Below are 20,322 nucleotides of genomic sequence, written 5' to 3'. Positions count from 1 at the left end.
GTCGTGCGTCAGCGGTACTTCGCTCCTCCTGCCCCCGTTCCCGCCCCCGAAGACGATCTCCCCGCCTTTGTGACGAACGACTCACGGAGATCGTTCCCCGCAGCTCAGCGGCCCCGAGGCGCCAACGCCTCCCACGCCACGGTCACTTCACCCTGCCGCCATCGTGCGGGCCCGTCCACCACCGGCCAGTCGGTCCGCAACTCCCGCACGGCCCGCATCCACCGCTGCCGGGCGCCGTACGACGCATAGGGCGCGGCGGCGGCCCAGGCCCGGTCGAAGTCCCGTAGGAAGGCATGCACGGGTTCCCCCGGCACATTGCGGTGGATGAGCGCCTTGGGCAGCCGCTCGGCAAGATCGGACGGCCGTTCCAGCGACCCCAGCCGGGTGGCGAACGTGACCGTCCGCGCCCCCTCCACCCCGAGCGCGACCCACACATGCCGTCGCCCGACCTCGTCACAGGTCCCCTCGACCAGCAGCCCCCCGGGCGCGAGCCGCGCGCGGATCCGCGCCCAGACCTCCGCGACCTCGCCCTCGTCGTACTGCCGCAGCACATTCGCCGCCCGCACCAGCACCGGCCGCTGCGCCACAGGGATCTCGAACCCTCCGTGCCGGAAGACGAGCCCCTCCCGCTCGTACGGCTTGGCGGCGGCAACCCGGGCGGGCTCGATCTCCACCCCGACCACCCGCACCCGCGGCGCGACGGTCCGCAGCCGGGCGAGCAACTCGACGGCGGTCCAGGGGGCGGCCCCGTACCCGAGGTCGACGGCCACCGGATCGCCGGCCCGCCGCAGCTCGGCGCCATGGACGGCGGCGATCCAGCGGTCCATGCGCCGCAGCCGGTTGGGGTTGGTGGTCCCGCGCGTGACCGTGCCCACGGGACGGGTACGGGCGCGAGATGTCATACGTACGAGGTTATGCGGCGGGCGCACCTCCACCGCCATCGACCGCCGCGCGACGGACGCGCCCCGCCACCGAACAGTTGAGCGACCCCCAGTAATGCCTAGGCAAAAACCCCCACCGCCGGAATGGGAACCAGCCCCTCCGACGTTGCACCCCCTTGGAGGGCGCCCCACACCCTCCGTCCGGCATGCCCGCAGCAAGGAGGAAACGCCACGTGAGCCAGTACGTCAGCAGGCTCGGGCGTCGTTCCCCGGCCACGCCCGCGAGGCTGAGGCTGCACCGTCGCCCCCGCCGCGTGGCGATGCTCTCCGTGCACACCTCCCCCCTCCACCAGCCCGGCACCGGCGACGCGGGCGGCATGAACGTCTACATCGTCGAGCTCGCGCAGCGCCTCGCCGCGATCAACATCGAGGTCGAGATCTTCACGCGCGCGACCACCGCCTCGCTCCCGCCCACGGTCGAGCTGTCCCCCGGCGTCCTGGTCCGCCACGTCGACGCCGGCCCCTACGAGGGCCTCGCCAAGGAGGACCTCCCCGCCCAGCTGTGCGCCTTCACGCACGGCGTGATGCAGGCGTGGGCCGGCCACCGCCCCGGCTACTACGACCTCGTCCACACCCACTACTGGCTCTCCGGCCACGTCGGCTGGCTCGCCGCGCAGCGCTGGGGCGTCCCCCTGGTGCACGCCATGCACACCATGGCCAAGGTCAAGAACGCCAACCTCGCCGACGGCGACACCCCCGAGCCCGCCGCGCGTGTCATCGGCGAGACCCAGATCGTCCAGGCGGCGGACCGGCTCATCGCGAACACCACCGAGGAACGCGACGAACTCGTCCACCACTACGACGCCGACCCCACCAAGGTCGCCGTCGTCCACCCCGGCGTGAACCTGGACCGGTTCTGTCCCGCCGACGGCCGCGCGGCGGCCCGCGCCCGCCTCGGCCTCCCCCAGGACGCCCTCATCCCTCTCTTCGCGGGCCGCATCCAGCCCCTGAAGGCCCCGGACATCCTCCTCCGCGCCGTCGCCGTCCTCCTCGACGAACGCCCGGAACTCCGCTCCCGCCTGGTCGTCCCCGTGGTCGGCGGCCCCAGCGGCAGCGGCCTGGCCAAGCCGGAGGGCCTTCAGAAGCTGGCCGCCCGCCTCGGCATCGCGGACGTCGTACGCTTCCGCCCGCCCGTCGGCCAGGACCAGCTCGCCGACTGGTTCCGGGCGGCGTCCCTGCTGGTCATGCCGTCGTACAGCGAGTCCTTCGGCCTGGTGGCCATAGAGGCGCAGGCGACCGGCACCCCGGTCCTCGCGGCCGCGGTCGGCGGCCTGCCGGTGGCGGTCCGCGACGGCGAGACCGGTTTCCTCGTACGGGGCCACAACCCCGCCGACTACGCGCGCGTGCTCGCGCGTTTCGCCGACGACCCGCAGCTCGCCCCCCGCGCGGGCGCCGCGGCCGCCCGGCACGCGCAGTCCTTCGGCTGGGACACCGCGGCGGCGGCGACCGCCGACGTCTACACGGCCGCGCTACAGGCCCACCGCCGTCGCGTACGCTCCCACCATGGCTGACGCACAGGCTGACGCGCAGAAGGTCATCGAGGCGGTCCTCAAGGACAACGAGCTCGACTGGGAGAGCCCGACCCCCGGCAGCTACGTCGTCCAGCTCCCCGGCACCCGCAAGCTGAAGACGACGGTCTCCCTCCTCGTCGGCCGGCACTCCCTCTCCCTGAACGCCTTCGTCATCCGCCACCCCGACGAGAACGAGTCCGGCGTCCACCGCTGGCTCCTGGAGCGCAATCTCAAGCTGTACGGCGTGAGTTACGCCGTCGACCAGCTCGGCGACGTCTACGTCACCGCCAAGCTCCCCCTCGCCGCGGTCACGCCGGACGAGATCGACCGGCTCCTCGGCCAGACCCTGGAAGCGGCGGACGACAGCTTCAACACCCTCCTGGAACTCGGCTTCGCGACCGCGATCCGCAAGGAGTACGAGTGGCGCGTCTCCCGAGGCGAGTCCACCCGCAACCTGGACGCCTTCACCCACCTCACCCAACGCCCGACGGCCTGACCTCGGACCGTCCGCGTCACCTGCCGCCCCGCAGGGCGTCGTATCCGACGAAGTCGAACATCCGCACCCCGGGCGCGAGCGGCCGCGGCTCGCCGCCGTACCGATGGGCGCCCACCCCGAAGTCCAGCCCCGGGTCGGACACCCACACCCGCTCGAATCCGCGTTCCTCCAGCCAGGCGCAGACCTGCGGCACGAGGTCGACGAGGCCGAGCCGCCGGTTCCGTGTCCACACGACCGTGCCGCCCGTACGGCACAGCCGGGTGCAGTGATCAAGGAGCCGCTCGGCGTCGGCGTCGGTGACGTTGCCGAGGATCCCGCAGATCAGGACGAGGTCGGCGGGGACGAGACCGACGTAGCGGTCGGTCAGCGAGGCGTCCCCGGCGACGACCTCGACGCCCGCGAGCCCGGCGGCCTCGGCCGCGGCCCGGGCGGCCGCCACGTTCCGCTCGTCCAGCTCGACGAGCCGGGCCCGTACGTCGTCCCGCCGAGGGTGGTCGGCGAGCACACCGATCAGGTCGTGCCCCTGCCCGGCACAGAGACTGACGGCGGTGAGCAGACCGGGCGGGGCACCGGCGAGGGCGTCACGGATACGGTCCTGGACGACGACCAGGCGCTGCCGGAGAGGGGAGTTGGGGGAGGCGTACCGGTCGTGCCACGCGTGCCAGTCCATACGGCGGACGATAGATCGCGGCGCGCGCGACCCACCCTTGTATTACGCGGACTTGGCGTACCGCCCCCGATCCAGCCGGGCTTGGCGTACCGCCCCCGATCCAGCCGGACTTGGCGTACCGCCCCCGATTCACCCGGACTTGGCGTACCGCCCCCGATCCACCCGGACTTGGCGTACCGCCCCCGATTCACCCGGACTTGGCGTACCGCCCCGGCGTGACCCCCACCAGCTTCCGGAAGTGCCGGGTGAGATGGGACTGGTCGAAGAAGCCGGTGGCCGTGGCGACCTCGCCGGGACGCCGGCCCTCCAGGAGCAGCCGGCGGGCGCGGTCGACGCGGCGGGAGTTGAGGTACTGGTGCGGGGCGATGCCGTAGGCGGTGCTGAACGCCCGTACGAGATGGGCGGGATGGGCGTGCAGCAGCGCGGCCGCCTCCTCCAGGGCGACGCCCTCGACGATCCGCGCGTCCAGCAACTCCCGCAGCCGGCGCGCGAGTCCGGGGTCGGCGCGCGGCACGTCCGTGACCAGGCGCGGCCGTAGATGGGCCGTGAGCCGCTCCCCGATGAACGTCAGCCTGCTGGCCGCCTCCAGCTCGTCACCGGGATGGTCGAGGGCGTGGTGCAGCTGCCCGACGCGCCGCCGCAGCACCGGGTCCCGCAGGTCGGGGGTGTCGACGGCGGACCCCACGAGGTCCGCGCCGAGCAGCGAGGTGTCGAGATAGACGACCCGCTTGCGGAAGCCGCCCGGCGTGGCGGGGGAGCCGTTGTGCGGGACGTGCGGCGGCAGCAGCGACACGGTGTCGTGCGGGGTGCCGTGCTCGTGCCGGTCGAGGTCGTACCGTACGGCCCCGTCGTCCACGATCAGCAGCGTCCACGCCTCGTGGACGTGCATCGGGTAGGCGTACCCCGTGAAGTGGGCGTGGAAGACCTCCACGACACCCGGGACGGCCGGGCGCCAGGCGGTGACTTCCTGCCGGGCGGCCATGCAAAGAACGTACAAGACGAAACCGTACGGCCGCCCGCAGGCTTCCGGCATGAGCACTGAACCGATCCGTTTCGACACCAAGATCGCCGTCCTGCTGCGCGAGGACCTGGAGTCCTGGCAGCGGCTGAACGTCACCGCGTTCCTCGTCAGCGGCCTCGGCACCGAGGCCCCCGAGGTGGTCGGGGAGCCGTACGAGGACGCGGACGGGGTGCGGTGTCTGCCGATGTTCCGGCAGCCGGTGCTGGTCTTCGAGGGCACCAAGGAGACGCTGAAGGCCGCCCACGCGCGCGTGCTGTCCCGTGCGCTCCCGCGCGCGGTGTTCACCAGCGACCTGTTCGCCACCGGCAACGACCGCGACAACCGGGCGGCGGTACGGGCCGTGCGGACGGCCGACCTCGACCTCGTCGGGATCGCGGTGTACGGCCCCCGCAATGCCGTCGACAAGGTCGTGAAAGGCGCCCGGATGCATCCGTGACGGAATCTGCACAGCCCGCCCGCAACCGGGCCGTGAGCGGGCGCTGTTGAGGCGGGGTTGTCCCGTTCGCGTGCGCAAGCGCCGGGGCTGTCGGCCGCCTGTGGGGTGCCGGTGTGGAGAACCTGGCTCCAATTCGTGGACGGGCCCCCATGGTTGGGTCACCGATGCGCTCACCTGCACGGCGACGAGCGGGAACGCACTGGATGCCGGGCGCGCTCCGTGGTTTGATCCTGCGCACCGCGCCCCGCCCGCTGTCCCCCCGCGGGGCCATCCCCCATGTGCACCCATGCGAAGGGCTGTTTCCTCATGAACTCCGCTCCCCAGGTTCAGACCGCCGAGCTCTCCGACGCCGACCTCGACACCGTCTCCGGTGGCCTGGCCCCCCAGATCACCGTCGCCGTCGGCGACACGACGCTCAGCAGCGCGGACGTCCTCGCCCAGCTCGACTCGGTGAAGGCGACGGCCCTGGGCACCGTCGGTGGCGCGCTGGGCGCGCTGCCGCACGAGGTCGGCGTGACGGCGAGCTTCTGACCTCGTTCTCTGCGCGCGTGCTGACGAGCCCCTTGCCATCCGGGCAAGGGGCTCGTCGCCATGTTGCTGTTGCTGTTGCTGTTGCTGTGGCTGTTGCTGTGGCTGTGGCTGTGGCTGTCCGGTCAGGCGGCGCTGACCTCGGGCTTCGCTAGGGAGGGCGGTTCCGCGAGGACCGGCTCCTCGGCCGGCAGCCGCCGCATCACGGCCGCGTACCCGACCCCGGCCACCGTCCCGACGACCGCGCACAGTCCCCACAGCCACTCGGCGCCGTAGTGGTCGATGACGATGCCTGACATCAGCGGGGCGATGAGGGAGGCGGCGGCCCAGGACAGGGTGTACATGCCCTGGTAGCGGCCACGGCCGTGGACGGGCGAGAGGCGGACGACGAGGCTCGTCTGTGTCGGGGCGTTGACGATCTCGGCGAGCGTCCACACGCAGACGGTCAGGGCGAAGACGCCGATGGACCCGGCGAAGGCGGTCAGCCCGAAGCCGTAGCCGGCGAGGAGGGACGAGACGACGAGCAGCCGGCGCGGATCGCGGTGCTGGATGAACCGGGTGACGGGGATCTGGAGCGCGACGATCAGCACGCCGTTGACGGCGATGGCCATGCCGTAGTCGGCGGGCGTGAACCCGGCCTCGCCCATGGCCACCGGAAGCCCGACCGCGCCCTGCTGGAAGACGAGGGCGACGAGGAAGGACAGTCCGACGACACCCATGTACCGCCCGTCGCGCAGCACGGTCCGGAGGCCGACCTCGGTGTCCGCCTTCTCCTCGCTCGGCGTGCGCTCGGGCCGCGACTCGGGCAGCTTCAGGAAGACCACGATCGCGCACACGGCGGTCATGCCTGCCTCGATGAGGAAACCGGCGAGGTAGCTGAACTCGGCGATGAACCCGGCGCCCATGGAGGAGACGGCGAAGCCGAGGTTGATCGCCCAGTAGTTGAGCGAGAAGGCCCGCACCCGGTCCTCGGGCCGCACGATGTCGGCCATCATCGCCTGCACGGCCGGTCGTGAGGCGTTCGAGGTCAGGCCGACGAGGAAGGCGACGGCGGCGATGGCGGCGGGGTGGTGCATGAACCCGAGCAGGGCGACGGACAGGGCGGTCGAGCCCTGCGCGACGAGCAGGGTGGGCCGCCGCCCGAGCCGGTCGGTCATGACCCCGGCCCCCACGGAGGAGACGACACCGCCCAGCCCGTGCAGCGAGGCGACGAGGCCGGCGTAGGCGGCGCTGTACCCCCGGTCGAGCGTCAGATAGAGCGCCATGAAGGTGGCGACGAAGGCGCCGAGGCGGTTGACGAGGGTGCTGGTCCACAGCCACCAGAACTCGCGGGGGAGCCCGGAGACGGTCTCTCGCAGAGCGCGTCTCATGGTGACGAGTGGCATGGCGGATCCCCCGGTGATGTAAGTGTCCCAAGCGGCGATGAGAACTTACAAGGAGAGGGTCCGGCAAGACCACTCAATTAACAGATCCCGTCAAGCGTCCGCCCATCGAGCGCGGGCGCGAGCGGCGGACCCCTTGGATTACGCTCATACGCATGGCCGACGCACCGTACAAGCTGATCCTCCTCCGCCACGGCGAGAGCGAGTGGAACGCGAAGAACCTGTTCACCGGCTGGGTGGACGTCAACCTCAACGAGAAGGGCGAGAAGGAGGCGGTCCGCGGTGGCGAGCTCCTGAAGGACGCCGATCTCCTGCCCGACGTGGTCCACACGTCCCTCCAGAAGCGAGCGATCCGCACGGCGCAGCTGGCCCTGGAGGCCGCCGACCGCCACTGGATCCCGGTCCACCGCAGCTGGCGCCTGAACGAGCGCCACTACGGCGCCCTCCAGGGCAAGGACAAGGCGCAGACCCTCGCGGAGTTCGGCGAGGAGCAGTTCATGCTCTGGCGCCGCTCGTACGACACCCCGCCCCCGCCCCTCGAGGACGGCACGGAGTTCTCCCAGTCCGCGGACCCCCGCTACTCCTCCATCCCCCCGGAGCTGCGCCCGCGCACGGAGTGCCTGAAGGACGTCGTCGTCCGCATGCTCCCCTACTGGTACGACGGCATCGTCCCCGACCTCCTGGCCGGCCGCACGGTCCTCGTCGCCGCCCACGGCAACAGCCTCCGCGCCCTGGTCAAGCACCTGGACGGCATCTCGGACGCCGACATCGCGGGCCTGAACATCCCGACGGGCATCCCCCTGTACTACGAACTCGACGCCGACTTCACCCCGGTCACCCCGGGCGGCCGCTACCTCGACCCGGAGGCGGCAGCGGCGGCGATCGAGGCGGTCAAGAACCAGGGCAAGAAGAAGTAAGCCGAGCTGAAGAAGCCCCCTACCTGCGGGTTCTCCGCTGGAAGGGGGCTTTTCGGTGCCTCTGGGCCGTCTCCGGGCCGTCAGGGCGATGGGACCGCGCGCTCTCCAGGCTCCGCCTCCTGTCTCCACTCCGCTCTGGCACCGGCGCTCTGGAGTACCGCGACAGAGGACTGGGCCCTGTACGCAGACAGACCCCCAAGGAGGGTGACGGGCGCTTGGCGTGCCAGCTCCCGGCTGTGCCACAAGCTCTGCCCGGTCACCTTGCGCACTGCCAGAACCACATCCATTTCGCGGGCTCCGCAGTCGACGAGCACCACCTCGTGGGACGGGTCGTCGCAGATCAGCGTGTAGTACTCCGTGCCCTCTTCGTCGGACATCTCGCCCTCCTGCCTCAGCGAACGGGAGCGTATGCGCCCTCGAAGACGGCAGCCACGGCTTTTCGAGTGCGCTCCTGGCTGGACGGCATCAGGTGCGCGTACACGCGAAGGGTCAGACCCGGGTCCGAGGGGCCCTGAAGAGCCGATTCCGAACCTGCCCGCGGATCTCAGGTCGTTGGCCGTGGAAGTCCTGGACCGGGTCCTCGCAGACGAATCCGAGCTCTTCGAGTGTTGGAAGGAGTCTGAGGGCGGCAGAGCCTGGGAACGAAGCATCGGCGAGCTGCGCCAGGTGCTCGATCCGGCGCCTCAGACACAAGGAGATGCGCTGTTCGAGATCTGAGTCGCGCCCGTCTCCGTAAGGAGCCTGGGCCGTCCCTGGGCCGTCCGATGCCGCTCGACAGTGGCCAACGTCGACCAACGTTGACTCTTCAGAACCCCAAGCGCACCGCCCTGAGCTGCAAAGTCCCAGTTCCCCAAGATCCCCGACAACACCCAGCGCAAGAAGAAGTAGAGAACGTGATCCTGCCTCCCATCTGCGCGAACGGCGCGGACGGGGGGCATTTTCACGCAGCGGTGGCTCAGACCGACAACGGCACTGCGTGGATCTCGTCCGCCTTGTGGCCCGCGCGTTCGTGGACGCGCTGGACCGCCTCGGCCGACGGGGCCTCCGAGAGGCAGTACACCGTGCCGGACTCGGGGTCCGCCCAGGCCCGTTCGAAGTGGACCTTCTCGTCCTTCTCTATCGCGAGGTCGGCCTCGTGGGCCTCGCGCAGCTGGTCGGCCGTGATGCCTTCCATGCCGTGGTGTACGTCCATGAAGCGGGTCATGGTCCTACACCCCCTTCCCGTTCCGTCGTCCTCCTCTCCATGCTGCGCCCCGCGCCCCACCCCTGCACCCGGGCGACCGCACAGCGAAGGGCCCCGGCGCGCGCACGCGTGCGCACACCGGGGCCCTTCAAGCCGTACGAGAGACAGTCGCCCTACGTCAGCCGCACTGGCACGGATTGCCCGACTGGCAGCCGCAGCCGCAGCCCGAGCCGCAGCCGCACGCGCCGATCAGGAGCAGGTTCCTGGCCTCGGTGGGCTGGTCGGTCTGGCGTTCCTGGGTGGGGTCGGGTGTCTTGCTCGGGGTGTCGGCCATGGGTCCTCCTCGAGGCAGGGGTCTGAACTCTCGGCCCTCGGATCAGACCCTGTGCCCATTGCATGCCCGCCCAGCAGGTCGCATCAACGGCGCACTGAGGCTTGCGCGCGCCCCGAACAGGCGCCCACGCGCCCGACGTCAGGTCCCCGACGTGCCCCGAAGAGGCCCCGCGCCCGACGTCAGATCCCCGACGTGCCCCGAAGAGGCCCCGCGCCCGACGTCAGGCCCCCTCCACCCCGGTCACCGGCTGGATGTCCGCCGTCAGCTCGTCCGCGTGCTCGCCCGTCACCAGGTACACCACCCGCTTCGCCACCGACACCGCGTGGTCGGCGAACCGCTCGTAGTAGCGGCCCAGCAGGGTCACGTCGACGGCCGTCTCGATGCCGTGCTTCCACTTGTCGTCCAGCAGGTGCTGGAAGAGCGTGCGGTGCAGCAGGTCCATCTCGTCGTCGTCCTGCTCCAGCTGGAGCGCCAGGTCGACGTCCTTGGTGATGATGACCTCCGCCGCCTTGGCCATCAGGCGCTGCGCGAGCTGGCCCATCTCCAGGATGGTCGCGTGCAGGTCGTGGGGGATCGCGCGCTCGGGGAAGCGCAGGCGGGCGAGCTTCGCGACGTGCTGGGCCAGGTCGCCCGAGCGCTCCAGGTCCGCCGACATCCGCAGCGACGTGACGACGATCCGCAGATCCGTCGCCACCGGCTGCTGCCGCGCCAGCAGGGCTATGGCCCGTGCCTCCAGGTCGTGCTGGAGGTCGTCCACCTTCTGGTCGGCCTCGATCACGCTCTCGGCCAGCTTCAGGTCGGAGTCGAGGATGGCCGTCGTGGCGCGCCCGATCGCCGACCCCACCAGCCGGGCCATCTCCACCAGACCGTCGCCGATCGAGTCCAGTTCCTCGTGGTACGCGTCCCGCATCAGGGGTCCCTCTCTTACGTCTGCCTCGGGGGTTCCGGGGGCCAGAACCAGCCTCCGGGAAGCCCGGAAGGGCTCCGGACGGAGCCTGGGAAGGCTCCGGTCGACCGGCGCTGTGAACCCCACGCTCCCACGTTCGGCCCTGTACGCGTCGTTTTCCGCCACCCCAAATGAACCATCCCTGGCTCCAAGGTGAACTCTGGGCGACGAGTGTTCGAGGTCGCACCCCGATGGCTGTGGCCAGGACCGATCCCGTGCCTAACCTGGATGCATGGACGTGAACGCGGCGGTCGCCGCAGCGGCAGCGATCGCCGGAGTGCTCACCGGCGTGATCGCCATGCTGGCGTTCCGCTTCAGCGAGCGGGAGCAGAAACGCCCCACACGTACCTCCCTGCACACCGACCCGGTGCTTCCGCCGGGCGTGGACACCGTCCTGTCCGTCCTGCGCTCCTCGGCGGTCGTCCTCGACGAGGCCGACTCCGTCGTCAAGGCCAGCTCCGCCGCGTACGCGCTCGGCCTGGTCCGGGGCGGGAAGCTGGCCGTCGAGCCGATGCTCCTGATGGCCCGCGACACCAGACGGGACGGGGAGATACGACAGGTCGAACTGGACCTCCCCAGGCGCGGCACCGGGCGCGGGGAGGCCCTCGCCGTCTCGGCCCGCGTCGCGCCCCTGGGATCGCGGCTGGTGCTGCTCCTCGTCGAGGACCTCACCGAGGCCCGGCGTATCGAGGCGGTACGACGCGACTTCGTCGCGAACGTCAGCCATGAGCTCAAGACGCCGGTCGGCGCGCTCTCCCTGCTCTCCGAGGCCGTCATGGACGCGTCCGACGACCCGGAGGCCGTGACGCGCTTCGCCGGGCGGATGCAGATAGAGGCGACCCGGCTCACCAACCTGGTGCAGGAGCTCATCGATCTGTCGCGGGTCCAGAACGACGACCCGCTGGAGGACGCCGAGCCGGTCCGGGTCGACGAACTCGTCGCCGAGGCCATCGACCGCTGCCGCCACCAGGCCGGCACCAAGCAGATCACGATGGCTGCGAGTGTGGCGGTGCCCGAAGGGCTCGAACAGGGTGATGGCGGGCGACGGGCGGGCGGCACCGCCGACCTGAGGATCTGGGGCAACCGCGGCCAGCTCGCCGCCGCCCTCGGCAACCTCGTCGAGAACGCCGTGAACTACTCCCCGGCCCGCACCCGGGTGGGCATAGCCGCCCGCCGGGTGACCGCGCCCGGCGGAGAGCTCATCGAGATCGCCGTGACCGACCAGGGCATCGGCATCTCCGACAAGGACAAGGAGCGCATCTTCGAGCGCTTCTACCGCGTCGACCCGGCCCGCTCCCGCCAGACGGGCGGCACCGGCCTGGGTCTCGCGATCGTCAAACACGTGGCCGCCTCGCACGGCGGGGAGGTCACGGTGTGGAGCTCCGAGGGTCAGGGCTCCACCTTCACCCTGCGACTGCCGGAGGCGGGGGCCGCCCGCGACCGCGCACCACACCAGTCCGGCCTCGACGACGAGACCGGCGGGCCCACCGACTCATCCCCGTACGAACCGCTTCCCGCCCCGGAGGTCCTTCCGTGACCCGAGTGCTTGTCGTCGAGGACGAGGAGTCCTTCTCCGACGCCCTGTCGTACATGCTCCGCAAGGAGGGCTTCGAGGTCGCAGTGGCGACCACGGGCCCCGACGGACTCGACGAGTTCGAGCGCAACGGCGCCGACCTCGTCCTCCTCGACCTGATGCTGCCCGGCCTGCCGGGCACCGAGGTCTGCCGCCAGCTGCGCGGCCGTTCCAACGTCCCGGTCATCATGGTGACCGCCAAGGACAGCGAGATCGACAAGGTCGTAGGCCTGGAGATAGGAGCCGACGACTATGTCACCAAGCCGTTCTCCTCGCGCGAGCTGGTCGCCCGGATCCGCGCCGTACTGCGTCGCCGCGGCGAGCCCGAGGAGGTCACCCCGGCCGCCCTGGAGGCGGGCCCGGTCCGCATGGACGTGGACCGTCACGTGGTCACGGTCTCCGGCTCGAAGGTCGATCTCCCTCTCAAGGAGTTCGACCTCCTCGAGATGCTCCTGCGCAACGCGGGACGCGTCCTGACCCGCATGCAGCTCATCGACCGCGTGTGGGGCGCCGACTACGTGGGCGACACCAAGACCCTCGACGTCCACGTCAAGCGCCTGCGCGCGAAGATCGAGCCGGACCCGGGGGCGCCGCGGTACCTGGTGACGGTCCGGGGCCTGGGCTACAAGTTCGAGCCGTAAACCGTCGTACGACGAACGAAGGGCGGGACCTCCTGGGTGAGGTCCCGCCCTTCGTCGTACGACTTGCTCAGTGGGCCGCGCTCTCGCTCGCCGACACCGACGCCGTCGCCTCGCCCGACGGGGTCGCCGAGCCGGTGGCGGACTCGGACCCGGTCGGGGACGGGGACGTCTCCGCGGGGGTCGACGGCAGCTCGGTCGGGCCCCACTTCTCGAAGTAGCTCTTGGCCGGGACGATGAAGGCCTGCAGGCTCACGTCGCCGGTCTTGCTGAAGGAGAAGGTGACCTTCTGCGCGGCACCGTCCTTCAGGCCCTCACGGCTGCCGGACAGGACCGCGGAGGCGTTGCCCTCGCCGCCGAGGACGAGGGAGCCGCCCGCCGGGACGGTCAGCTTGCCCTTGCCCTTGGCGGGGGAGAGCTCGGCGGGTCCGCTGACGCCGGCCACGGTGATCGCGTCCAGCGTCTGCGCGCTGGTGCCGCTGTTGAACAGGGTCGCGGAGATCACGGCCGGGCCGGTGGACTGCGCGTCGGGCTGGGTGATGACGAGGGCGTTCTGCACCTTGATCACGCCGACGGTGGTGGCCGCGTTGTCCGGCTTGATCTCCAGTGTCTGGGCGTTGTTGCCGGCGCCGCACGCGGCGAGCGAGGCGATCGAGAACGCGATGGCGGCGGCGGCGAGGGCGCCGCGTCGAAGGCTGCTGCTCACGGCGGCGGCAACTCCTTGACTCGAACGGGCGGGCACTGCATAAAGCCGCCCTAAGTGTCTGTCAGCGGCCTTAGGTTACCGAGCCGTTCCCGCGTCGCCGCACCCGACCCTCCCCTCAAGCGGTCGGCTTCCCTCAGCAGGGGTAGCCGGCGCGCGAAGGAGGGCGCCGAGTCACGGCCTTCACCAGTGACTCCCGAGTCACTTTGGCGCCGTTCTCGTCCGGCATTCACATAAGAGGTCGGCCCCAAAGAGCCGCGCACCACCGCTCGCAAATCTTCAGTGAAGGATTCCGTGATCGCCCACGGAATTGATCACGGGGTGATCCGGTGGGCGCTCGTGATTGCGCGGGATTGCGAGTGATCAATTCCGGATTCGGCGCGGAAGCGACTCCGGGTACCGAACGGAGTAGCGGAAGTCGCACACATGGAACCAGACATATGGGGACGTTCGTCCTTCCTGGAGGCCCTCCGGATGCGTGTAACGTACGGGTTTCACCTCCCCCGGACAGCCGCTCCGACCTGCGAATACCTTCTTCCGCTCGCCCTCCGCAGCACGTTCCTGTTGCTGTTGTCAAGCCCCGAGATATGCCCTGACCTGCGAAAACGCCATTCAGAACGCACAGTTTCCGTGTTACCCTGGATAGCCACGGAAGGGGTACCTGTCACATGACGTTCAAGGTTGGCGACACCGTGGTCTATCCCCATCACGGGGCCGCGCTGATCGAGGCCATCGAAACTCGCCAGATCAAAGGCGTGGACAAGACCTACTTGGTGCTGAAGGTCGCCCAGGGTGACCTGACGGTACGTGTGCCAGCGGACAATGCGGAGTTCGTCGGCGTGCGTGATGTGGTCGGTCAGGACGGGCTGGACCGGGTCTTCGAGGTGCTGCGCGCGCCGTACGCCGAGGAGCCCACGAACTGGTCCCGTCGCTACAAGGCAAATCTGGAGAAGCTCGCCTCCGGCGATGTCATCAAGGTCGCGGAAGTAGTGCGTGACCTGTGGCGTCGTGAGCGCGAGCGTGGACTCTCCGCCGGTGAGAAGCGCATGCTCGCCAAGGCCCGCCAGATCCTGGTGAGCGAGCTCGCCCTCGCGGAGAACACGAACGAGGACAAGGCCGAGGCCCTGCTCGACGAGGTCCTCGCGTCCTGACGACGCCCGCTGCCGCCAGGCCAGCACTCTGAAAATGCCGCGGTGCCCGATGACATTCCACAGTCGCCGGGCGCTGCGGCATGTCCATGCCCGGACACCGTACGTTCGCACGCAACCGTCCGGTGCGACCACTGGGATGGGGACCCCCGACACCTGGAGCCCCCGATACTTGGCGTGCCGGGCCCGGGCAGCTGGCTCGACCGGCGCGTCACGGAAGGGTCCGGTCAAGGCGTCGCGCCCGGCACGCTGTCTGTCGTACCCACGTTGGCCGAGCACACAAACCTGACAGGAACCGATGTCTGACGATTCGCGCCCTTCGCCCACGACGGCCCGTGCCGAAGCCCGCACAGCGGTCGTGATCCCGGCCGCCGGCCGGGGCGTACGCCTTGGTCCAGGCGCCCCCAAAGCACTCCGCGCGCTGAACGGCACCCCGATGCTGATCCACGCGGTCCGCGCGATGGCCGCCTCCCGCGCGGTCTCCCTGGTCGTCGTCGTGGCCCCGCCCGACGGCGCCGCCGAGGTCAAGAGCCTCCTCGACGCGCACGCCCTGCCCGAGCGCACCGACTTCCTCATCGTCCCGGGCGGCGCCGAGCGCCAGGACTCCGTGAAGCTCGGCCTGGACGCCCTGCCGCCGGAGTACGACATCGTCCTCGTCCATGACGCGGCCCGCCCGCTGGTCCCGGTGGACACCGTCGACGCCGTCATCGAGGCCGTACGGGACGGCGCGCCGGCCGTCGTGCCCGCGCTGCCGCTCGCCGACACCGTCAAGGAGGTCGAGCCCGCCTCGGCCGCGGGCGACCCCGAGCCGGTCGTCGCCACCCCCGAGCGCGCCCGGCTGCGTGCGGTGCAGACCCCGCAGGGCTTCGACCGGGCCACCCTGGTCCGCGCCCACGAGACGGTCACCGACAACGTCACCGACGACGCCAGCATGGTCGAGCAGCTCGGCCTGACCGTCGTGGTCGTGCCCGGGCATGAAGAGGCCTTCAAGGTGACCCGCCCCCTCGACCTCGTGCTCGCCGAGGCGGTCCTGGCCCGCAGGAGGCTCAACGATGGCTTCTGAGACACCCATGGTCCTCCCCCAGGTCGGCATCGGTACCGACATCCACGCCTTCGAAGAGGGTCGCGAGCTGTGGTGCGCCGGGCTGAAATGGGAGGGCGAGGGCCCGGGCCTGGCCGGTCACTCCGACGCCGACGTCGTCGCGCACGCCGCCTGCAACGCGCTGTTCTCCGCGGCGGGCCTCGGCGACCTCGGTCAGCACTTCGGCACCGGTCGGCCCGAGTGGTCGGGTGCTTCCGGGATCACCTTGTTGACGGAGGCCGCGCGGATCGTGCGGGACGCCGGATTCCGGATCGGGAACATCGCCGTACAGGTCGTGGGACCGCGCCCGAAGATCGGCAAGCGGCGGGACGAGGCGCAGAAGATCCTGTCCGAGGCGGCCGGGGCACCGGTGTCGGTGTCGGGCGCGACCACGGACGGACTGGGCTTCCCCGGCAGGGACGAAGGACTGATGGCGGTGGCGACCGCACTGGTCGTCCGAACCCGAGGATGAACCCTCTTATGAATCCTCGGACGAACCCGAGGATGACTGTTATCCACATCCGTCCGATGCACTAGGCATCGCCTACTACCCTGGTCTCGTGACTATTCGCCTGTACGACACCAACGCCCGGCAGATCCGTGACTTCACCCCGCTCACGCCGGGCTGCGTCTCGATCTACCTCTGTGGTGCCACCGTGCAGGCCGCACCGCACATCGGGCACATCCGGTCGGGGCTCAACTTCGACATCATGCGCCGGTGGTTCGAGTACCGCGGCTATGACGTGACGTTCATCAGGAACGTCACGGACATCGACGACAAGATCATCGCCAAGGCGGCCGAACAGGGCCGCCCCTGGTGGTCCATCGGGTACGAGAACGAACGCGCCTTCAACGAGGGCTACGCCGCCCTCGGCTGCCTCCCGCCCACCTACGAGCCGCGGGCCACCGGCCATGTGACCGAGATGGTCGAGATGATGCAGGGCCTCATCGAGCGCGGCCACGCCTACGAGGCCGACGGCAACGTCTACTTCGACGTGCGCTCCTTCCCCGGCTACCTGGAGCTGTCCCGGCAGGAGCTGGACAACCTGCTCCAGCCGTCCGGCGAGGGCGAGACCGGCAAGCGGGACCCGCGCGACTTCGCCATGTGGAAGTCCGCCAAGCCCGGCGAGCCCACCTGGGGCACGCCGTGGGGCCGCGGGCGCCCCGGCTGGCACCTGGAGTGCTCGGCCATGGCGCACAAATACCTCGGCACCGCCTTCGACATCCACGGCGGCGGCCTCGACCTGATCTTCCCGCACCACGAGAACGAGATCGCCCAGGCCAAGGCCTTCGGCGACGACTTCGCGCAGTACTGGGTGCACAACGCCTGGGTCACCATGGCGGGCGACAAGATGTCCAAGTCGCTGGGCAACAGCGTGCTGGTCAGCGAGATGGTCAAGGCCTGGCGCCCGATCGTGCTGCGCTACTACCTCGGCACCCCGCACTACCGCTCGATGATCGAGTACAGCGAGGAGTCGCTGCGCGAGGCCGAGTCGGCGTTCGCGCGCATCGAGGGCTTCATCCAGCGCGTCGTGGAGAAGGCCGGGGGGACGGTCGAGCCCGCCGCCGACGTCCCGCCCGCCTTCGCCGAGGCCATGGACGACGACCTGGGCGTCCCACAGGCGCTCGCCATCGTCCACACCACGGTCCGCCAGGGCAACTCCGCCCTGGCCGCCGACGACAAGGAAGCCGCCGTGGCCCGGCTCGCCGAGGTCCGCGCCATGCTCGGCGTCCTCGGCCTGGACCCGCTCGACCCGCACTGGGCCGGCGAGACCGACCGCGGCGAGGACCTGCACGGCGTGGTCGACAGCCTCGTCCGCCTCGTCCTCGACCAGCGCGAGGCCGCCCGCGGACGCAAGGACTGGGCCACCGCGGACGCCATCCGCGACCAGCTCAACCAGTCCGGACTGGCCATCGAGGACAGCCCCCAGGGACCGCGCTGGAGCCTCGGCCCCCGCTGAGCCCCACCCCGGTCACGAAGATCGATTGTGCCGTCCGGCTCTCCGGGCGGCACACTTCATAGAGCACACTTCACAGACGTACGAACATTTCGACGACGTAGGACAGGTAGGTCATGGCAGCCAACAACCGCCGCATGTCCGGCAAGAAGGGCGCGCAGGTCGGCAGTGGCGGCCAGCGACGCAAGGGTCTCGAGGGCAAGGGCCCGACCCCGCCCGCCGAGATGCGCAAGAAGCACAAGAAGAACCGCATCGCCACCGCCAAGGCCAAGCAGGCGGCGCGTCGTCCCGTGCCGCGCGGCCGGGGCGGCAAGGGCACCTCCGAGATGGTCGTCGGGCGCAACCCCGTCGTCGAGGCGCTGCGTGAGGGCGTGCCGGCGACGACGCTCTACGTCCAGCAGTTCATCGACAACGACGAGCGGGTGCGCGAGGCGCTCCAGCTCGCGGCCGAGCGCGGCGGGATCAACCTCATGGAGGCCCCCCGCCCCGAGCTCGACCGCATGACCAACGGCCTCAACCACCAGGGCCTCGTCCTCCAGGTCCCGCCGTACGAGTACGCGCACCCCGAGGACCTCGCCAGCGCCGCCTACGACGACGGCGAGGACCCGCTGATCGTCGCGCTGGACGGCGTGACCGACCCGCGCAACCTGGGCGCCGTCGTCCGCTCCGTCTCCGCCTTCGGCGGCCACGGTGTCGTCGTGCCCGAGCGGCGCGCGGCCGGCATGACCGCCGGTGCCTGGAAGACGTCCGCCGGTACGGCCGCCCGGACGCCGGTCGCCCGCGCCACCAACCTCACGCGCGCCCTGGAGGGCTACAAGAAGGCCGGCATCGTCGTCGTCGGCCTCGCCGCCGACGGTGAGCACGAGGTCGGCGAACTGGACGCCCTCGACGGCCCGGTCGTCATCGTGGTCGGCAGCGAGGGCAAGGGCCTGTCCCGACTCGTCGGCGAGACCTGCGACTTCCGCGTCCGCATCCCGATGCCGGGCGGCGCCGAGTCCCTCAACGCCGGTGTGGCGGCGGGGATCGTGCTGTACGAGGCGGCGCGTCGGCGCGGCTGATGGCGGGGCGCTTCCGCGGCGCCCGCCGCACCTGAACGCGCGTGCCCGTCCTCACCCGTACGGGGTAATCGGGGTGTTCTGTGCAAGCTTGACGGGGTCCGGACACATCCGGGCGGTCAAAGCAGTGTCCTAAACACACGTCACTCGGTTAGATGAGTGTGGACACCAGAACACCCCGCACACCCACGGGGGACCGCTCGTCGGGCTTCAACTCCGGATTCGCCTCCGGACTCGACGACGCTCCCGCGCTGAGCATGGTGAAGGTGCCGAGCGATCCGGCGCAGATCATCGTCAATCACGCCAGCTTCCGCGTGCAGTTGGGCGCGACGACGAGACGCGCGGCCCAATCCCCGCGGATCGCCCGGCACTTGAGCGCCACCGAGGACACCGCCCGGATGCCCGCCGTCGGTGCCACGGGCACCGGTGCGGCGCGCCGCCGGCCCGTCGTCTGGAGCGGCAAGTCCGCCCCCGACGACACCGGCGCCCACCGCCTGCTCCAGGCCGTGCGAGGCGGCGTCCGCCCCGTCGAGGAGCCGGCCGCCGACGCCGGAGCCACTCAGGTCATCCCCCGTGTCGGCGTCGACGGCGGCTACGACCCCGGCTACGACGACGCGTTGACCCAGACCGTCGAGACCCCCGTCGTCGGCGCCCAGCGCACCCACGAGCCGCTGCTGCCCGGCATGCGCACGGTGGGCAGTGCCTACGACGAGGAACTCGCCTACGCGGACGAGCAGTTCGCCGAAGCGGTCGACGCGGAGACCGGCACCCCCGGCAGGCGCCACGGCGACGACCCCGCCCGGCACGCCTACTACCCGGGCCGCCGCATGAACCTCGGCGTCGTCCTCCTCCCGCTGCGCATCTTCCTCGGCTTCATCTCCATCTACGCCGGCATGGGCAAGCTGTGCGACCCCGTCTACTTCGACGGCGGCAAGCGCGGCTCCATGGTCAAGTGGCTCAACACCCTGCACCCCTGGGAAGTCGCCGAGCCGCTGCGCCAGTTCGCGCTGCACCACCCCGTCGGCTCCGGCCTGGTCATCGCCTTCCTCCAGGTCATCGTCGGCGTCCTCACCATCCTCGGCTGCTGGCAGCGCGTCGCCGCCGCCTTCGGCGCGCTGCTCTCCGCCGCGCTGCTCCTCACGGTCAGCTGGAAGAGCGTCCCCGCCTACGACGCGCCCGACATCATCTACCTCGCCGCCTGGTCCCCGCTGATCATCGCCGGCGCCCCCGTCTACTCCATCGACGGGCGGCTCGCGGGCAGTGCCTGGCGTCGCCTCGGACCCCGCTCCGACATCTGGGACCTGCGCCGCTACGTCCTGCGCCGCGGCGCCCTCGTGACGGCCATCGTCATCGGCCTCACGCTGCTGATCGGCTCCCTCCTCGGCGGTGCCGTCCGGGACGCCGACCGGGTCGTCGTCCCCGGGCCCGGCGAGGCCCCGCGCAACGAGCTTCCGGGCTCCCCGCTCCCGCAGGACCCGGCCAAGCACAAGAAGCGCCCCAAGGCCTCCACGTCGCCCACCCAGGGCGCCACGGCCGGTTCCACCCCCTCCGGCGCCGCGACCACCCCGGGCGCCACCCGCGACACCGGCACGGCCGGCACGCCCAGCCAGACCCAGGGCACCGGCCAGGCGCCGCCCCAGCAGTCCTCCCCGGCCCAGCAGGCCCCCAGCACCAGCTCAGGACCGACCGGCTCCACCGGCGGCACCGGCTCCAGCGGAGGAACGGACACGGGAGGCACGTCCTCCGGTGAACCGGGCCTGGTAGGCGGCCTGTTGGGGTAGACGGGCCGGTGGGAGGCATC

Annotated in this window: 23 protein-coding genes; 14 read left to right on the top strand and 9 right to left on the bottom strand. The window is 70.9% G+C overall.

Going from position 1 to position 20,322, the window contains the following annotated elements; genetic code table 11:
- Positions 1-104: 104 nt before the first annotated feature.
- Positions 105-902 carry a class I SAM-dependent methyltransferase gene (locus tag EJC51_RS23230; RefSeq protein WP_126272858.1) on the bottom strand — a complete coding sequence of 266 codons (798 nt, stop codon included), beginning with the start codon at positions 900-902 and terminating at the stop codon, positions 105-107.
- 212 nt (positions 903-1,114) lie between these two features.
- Between EJC51_RS23230 and mshA the strand changes: the two genes are divergently transcribed.
- Positions 1,115-2,452: a D-inositol-3-phosphate glycosyltransferase gene (gene mshA, locus EJC51_RS23225; RefSeq protein ID WP_126272857.1), complete on the top strand. Its 1,338-nt coding sequence runs from the start codon at positions 1,115-1,117 to the stop codon at positions 2,450-2,452.
- Entirely contained in the window at positions 2,445-2,948 is a 504-nt protein-coding gene (locus tag EJC51_RS23220; RefSeq protein WP_126272856.1) for a type III secretion system chaperone family protein, read from the top strand. The genes mshA and EJC51_RS23220 overlap by 8 nt, the downstream gene beginning before the upstream one ends.
- 16 nt (positions 2,949-2,964) lie before the next feature.
- Here EJC51_RS23220 and EJC51_RS23215 read toward each other — a convergent pair whose 3' ends face one another.
- Together EJC51_RS23215 and EJC51_RS23210 are read right to left on the bottom strand one after the other, a co-directional pair.
- Positions 2,965-3,618: a methyltransferase domain-containing protein gene (locus EJC51_RS23215; RefSeq protein WP_126272855.1), complete on the bottom strand. Its 654-nt coding sequence runs from the start codon at positions 3,616-3,618 to the stop codon at positions 2,965-2,967.
- A gap of 187 nt (positions 3,619-3,805) precedes the next feature.
- Complete coding sequence (locus EJC51_RS23210) at positions 3,806-4,600, bottom strand: AraC family transcriptional regulator (RefSeq protein ID WP_126272854.1); 795 nt, start codon at positions 4,598-4,600, stop codon at positions 3,806-3,808.
- Positions 4,601-4,649: 49 nt separating this feature from the next.
- On the opposite strand from EJC51_RS23210, the gene EJC51_RS23205 reads away from it, so the two are divergent.
- Together EJC51_RS23205 and EJC51_RS23200 are read left to right on the top strand one after the other, a co-directional pair.
- Positions 4,650-5,075 (top strand): DUF2000 domain-containing protein, encoded by a 426-nt coding sequence (locus EJC51_RS23205; protein WP_126272853.1) that lies wholly within the window; start codon positions 4,650-4,652, stop codon positions 5,073-5,075.
- A 306-nt stretch (positions 5,076-5,381) separates the two neighbouring features.
- The gene (locus EJC51_RS23200; protein ID WP_244362803.1) at positions 5,382-5,606 is read left to right on the top strand and encodes a hypothetical protein; all 225 of its coding nucleotides are present in this window, start codon (positions 5,382-5,384) and stop codon (positions 5,604-5,606) included.
- Positions 5,607-5,728: 122 nt separating this feature from the next.
- Here EJC51_RS23200 and EJC51_RS23195 read toward each other — a convergent pair whose 3' ends face one another.
- A complete protein-coding gene (locus EJC51_RS23195) occupies positions 5,729-6,988 on the bottom strand; it encodes an MDR family MFS transporter (RefSeq protein ID WP_126272851.1) in 1,260 nt (419 codons plus the stop codon).
- A 152-nt stretch (positions 6,989-7,140) separates the two neighbouring features.
- Here EJC51_RS23195 and EJC51_RS23190 point away from each other — a divergent pair, with 152 nt between their 5' ends.
- Positions 7,141-7,902: a phosphoglyceromutase gene (locus EJC51_RS23190; protein ID WP_126272850.1), complete on the top strand. Its 762-nt coding sequence runs from the start codon at positions 7,141-7,143 to the stop codon at positions 7,900-7,902.
- Between the two features lie 80 nt (positions 7,903-7,982).
- Here EJC51_RS23190 and EJC51_RS23185 read toward each other — a convergent pair whose 3' ends face one another.
- Positions 7,983-8,279, bottom strand: coding sequence for a ribosomal protein L7/L12 (locus tag EJC51_RS23185; protein WP_126272849.1), 297 nt, complete (start codon positions 8,277-8,279; stop codon positions 7,983-7,985).
- Positions 8,280-8,424: 145 nt separating this feature from the next.
- On the opposite strand from EJC51_RS23185, the gene EJC51_RS49600 reads away from it, so the two are divergent.
- Positions 8,425-8,619, top strand: a complete 195-nt coding sequence (locus EJC51_RS49600) for a DUF4259 domain-containing protein (protein ID WP_425276844.1) — start codon at positions 8,425-8,427, stop codon at positions 8,617-8,619.
- Between the two features lie 238 nt (positions 8,620-8,857).
- Here the strand turns inward: EJC51_RS49600 and EJC51_RS23175 are convergent, their stop codons facing one another.
- From EJC51_RS23175 to phoU, 3 genes are all read right to left on the bottom strand, one after another.
- Entirely contained in the window at positions 8,858-9,106 is a 249-nt protein-coding gene (locus EJC51_RS23175; RefSeq protein WP_126272847.1) for an SCO4226 family nickel-binding protein, read from the bottom strand.
- A gap of 157 nt (positions 9,107-9,263) precedes the next feature.
- Positions 9,264-9,419 carry a hypothetical protein gene (locus EJC51_RS47790; RefSeq protein ID WP_165951440.1) on the bottom strand — a complete coding sequence of 52 codons (156 nt, stop codon included), beginning with the start codon at positions 9,417-9,419 and terminating at the stop codon, positions 9,264-9,266.
- 220 nt (positions 9,420-9,639) lie between these two features.
- Positions 9,640-10,329 (bottom strand): phosphate signaling complex protein PhoU, encoded by a 690-nt coding sequence (gene phoU / locus EJC51_RS23170; protein WP_097265766.1) that lies wholly within the window; start codon positions 10,327-10,329, stop codon positions 9,640-9,642.
- 268 nt (positions 10,330-10,597) lie between these two features.
- On the opposite strand from phoU, the gene phoR reads away from it, so the two are divergent.
- Both phoR and phoP read left to right on the top strand, forming a co-directional pair.
- Positions 10,598-11,902 carry a two-component system sensor histidine kinase PhoR gene (gene phoR, locus EJC51_RS23165; RefSeq protein WP_126272846.1) on the top strand — a complete coding sequence of 435 codons (1,305 nt, stop codon included), beginning with the start codon at positions 10,598-10,600 and terminating at the stop codon, positions 11,900-11,902.
- Positions 11,903-11,907: 5 nt separating this feature from the next.
- A complete protein-coding gene (gene phoP, locus EJC51_RS23160) occupies positions 11,908-12,579 on the top strand; it encodes a two-component system response regulator PhoP (RefSeq protein ID WP_004000192.1) in 672 nt (223 codons plus the stop codon).
- A gap of 67 nt (positions 12,580-12,646) precedes the next feature.
- Here phoP and EJC51_RS23155 read toward each other — a convergent pair whose 3' ends face one another.
- Positions 12,647-13,282 carry a copper chaperone PCu(A)C domain-containing protein gene (locus tag EJC51_RS23155; protein ID WP_126272845.1) on the bottom strand — a complete coding sequence of 212 codons (636 nt, stop codon included), beginning with the start codon at positions 13,280-13,282 and terminating at the stop codon, positions 12,647-12,649.
- 665 nt (positions 13,283-13,947) lie between these two features.
- On the opposite strand from EJC51_RS23155, the gene EJC51_RS23145 reads away from it, so the two are divergent.
- The 6 genes from EJC51_RS23145 to EJC51_RS23120 all read left to right on the top strand — a co-directional run bounded on the left by EJC51_RS23145 (position 13,948) and on the right by EJC51_RS23120 (position 20,302).
- On the top strand, positions 13,948-14,430 hold the full coding sequence (locus EJC51_RS23145; RefSeq protein WP_003953493.1) for a CarD family transcriptional regulator: 483 nt from the start codon (positions 13,948-13,950) through the stop codon (positions 14,428-14,430).
- A gap of 295 nt (positions 14,431-14,725) precedes the next feature.
- Positions 14,726-15,490: a 2-C-methyl-D-erythritol 4-phosphate cytidylyltransferase gene (ispD, locus tag EJC51_RS23140; protein ID WP_126272844.1), complete on the top strand. Its 765-nt coding sequence runs from the start codon at positions 14,726-14,728 to the stop codon at positions 15,488-15,490.
- Positions 15,480-15,980 (top strand): 2-C-methyl-D-erythritol 2,4-cyclodiphosphate synthase, encoded by a 501-nt coding sequence (gene ispF, locus EJC51_RS23135; protein ID WP_126272843.1) that lies wholly within the window; start codon positions 15,480-15,482, stop codon positions 15,978-15,980. Before ispD ends, ispF begins: the two co-directional genes overlap by 11 nt.
- An 88-nt stretch (positions 15,981-16,068) precedes the next feature.
- Positions 16,069-17,469 (top strand): cysteine--tRNA ligase, encoded by a 1,401-nt coding sequence (gene cysS / locus EJC51_RS23130; protein WP_126272842.1) that lies wholly within the window; start codon positions 16,069-16,071, stop codon positions 17,467-17,469.
- 113 nt (positions 17,470-17,582) lie between these two features.
- Entirely contained in the window at positions 17,583-18,524 is a 942-nt protein-coding gene (gene rlmB, locus EJC51_RS23125) for a 23S rRNA (guanosine(2251)-2'-O)-methyltransferase RlmB (RefSeq protein ID WP_126272841.1), read from the top strand.
- 152 nt (positions 18,525-18,676) lie between these two features.
- Positions 18,677-20,302 (top strand): DoxX family protein, encoded by a 1,626-nt coding sequence (locus tag EJC51_RS23120; RefSeq protein WP_165951439.1) that lies wholly within the window; start codon positions 18,677-18,679, stop codon positions 20,300-20,302.
- The last annotated feature ends 20 nt before the right edge of the window (positions 20,303-20,322 follow it).

Source organism: Streptomyces aquilus, assembly GCF_003955715.1.
In the GTDB taxonomy this organism is placed as follows: domain Bacteria; phylum Actinomycetota; class Actinomycetes; order Streptomycetales; family Streptomycetaceae; genus Streptomyces; species Streptomyces aquilus.
The sequence above is the reverse complement of the archived record's forward strand: the minus strand, read 5'-3'. Positions and strand labels throughout refer to the sequence as shown.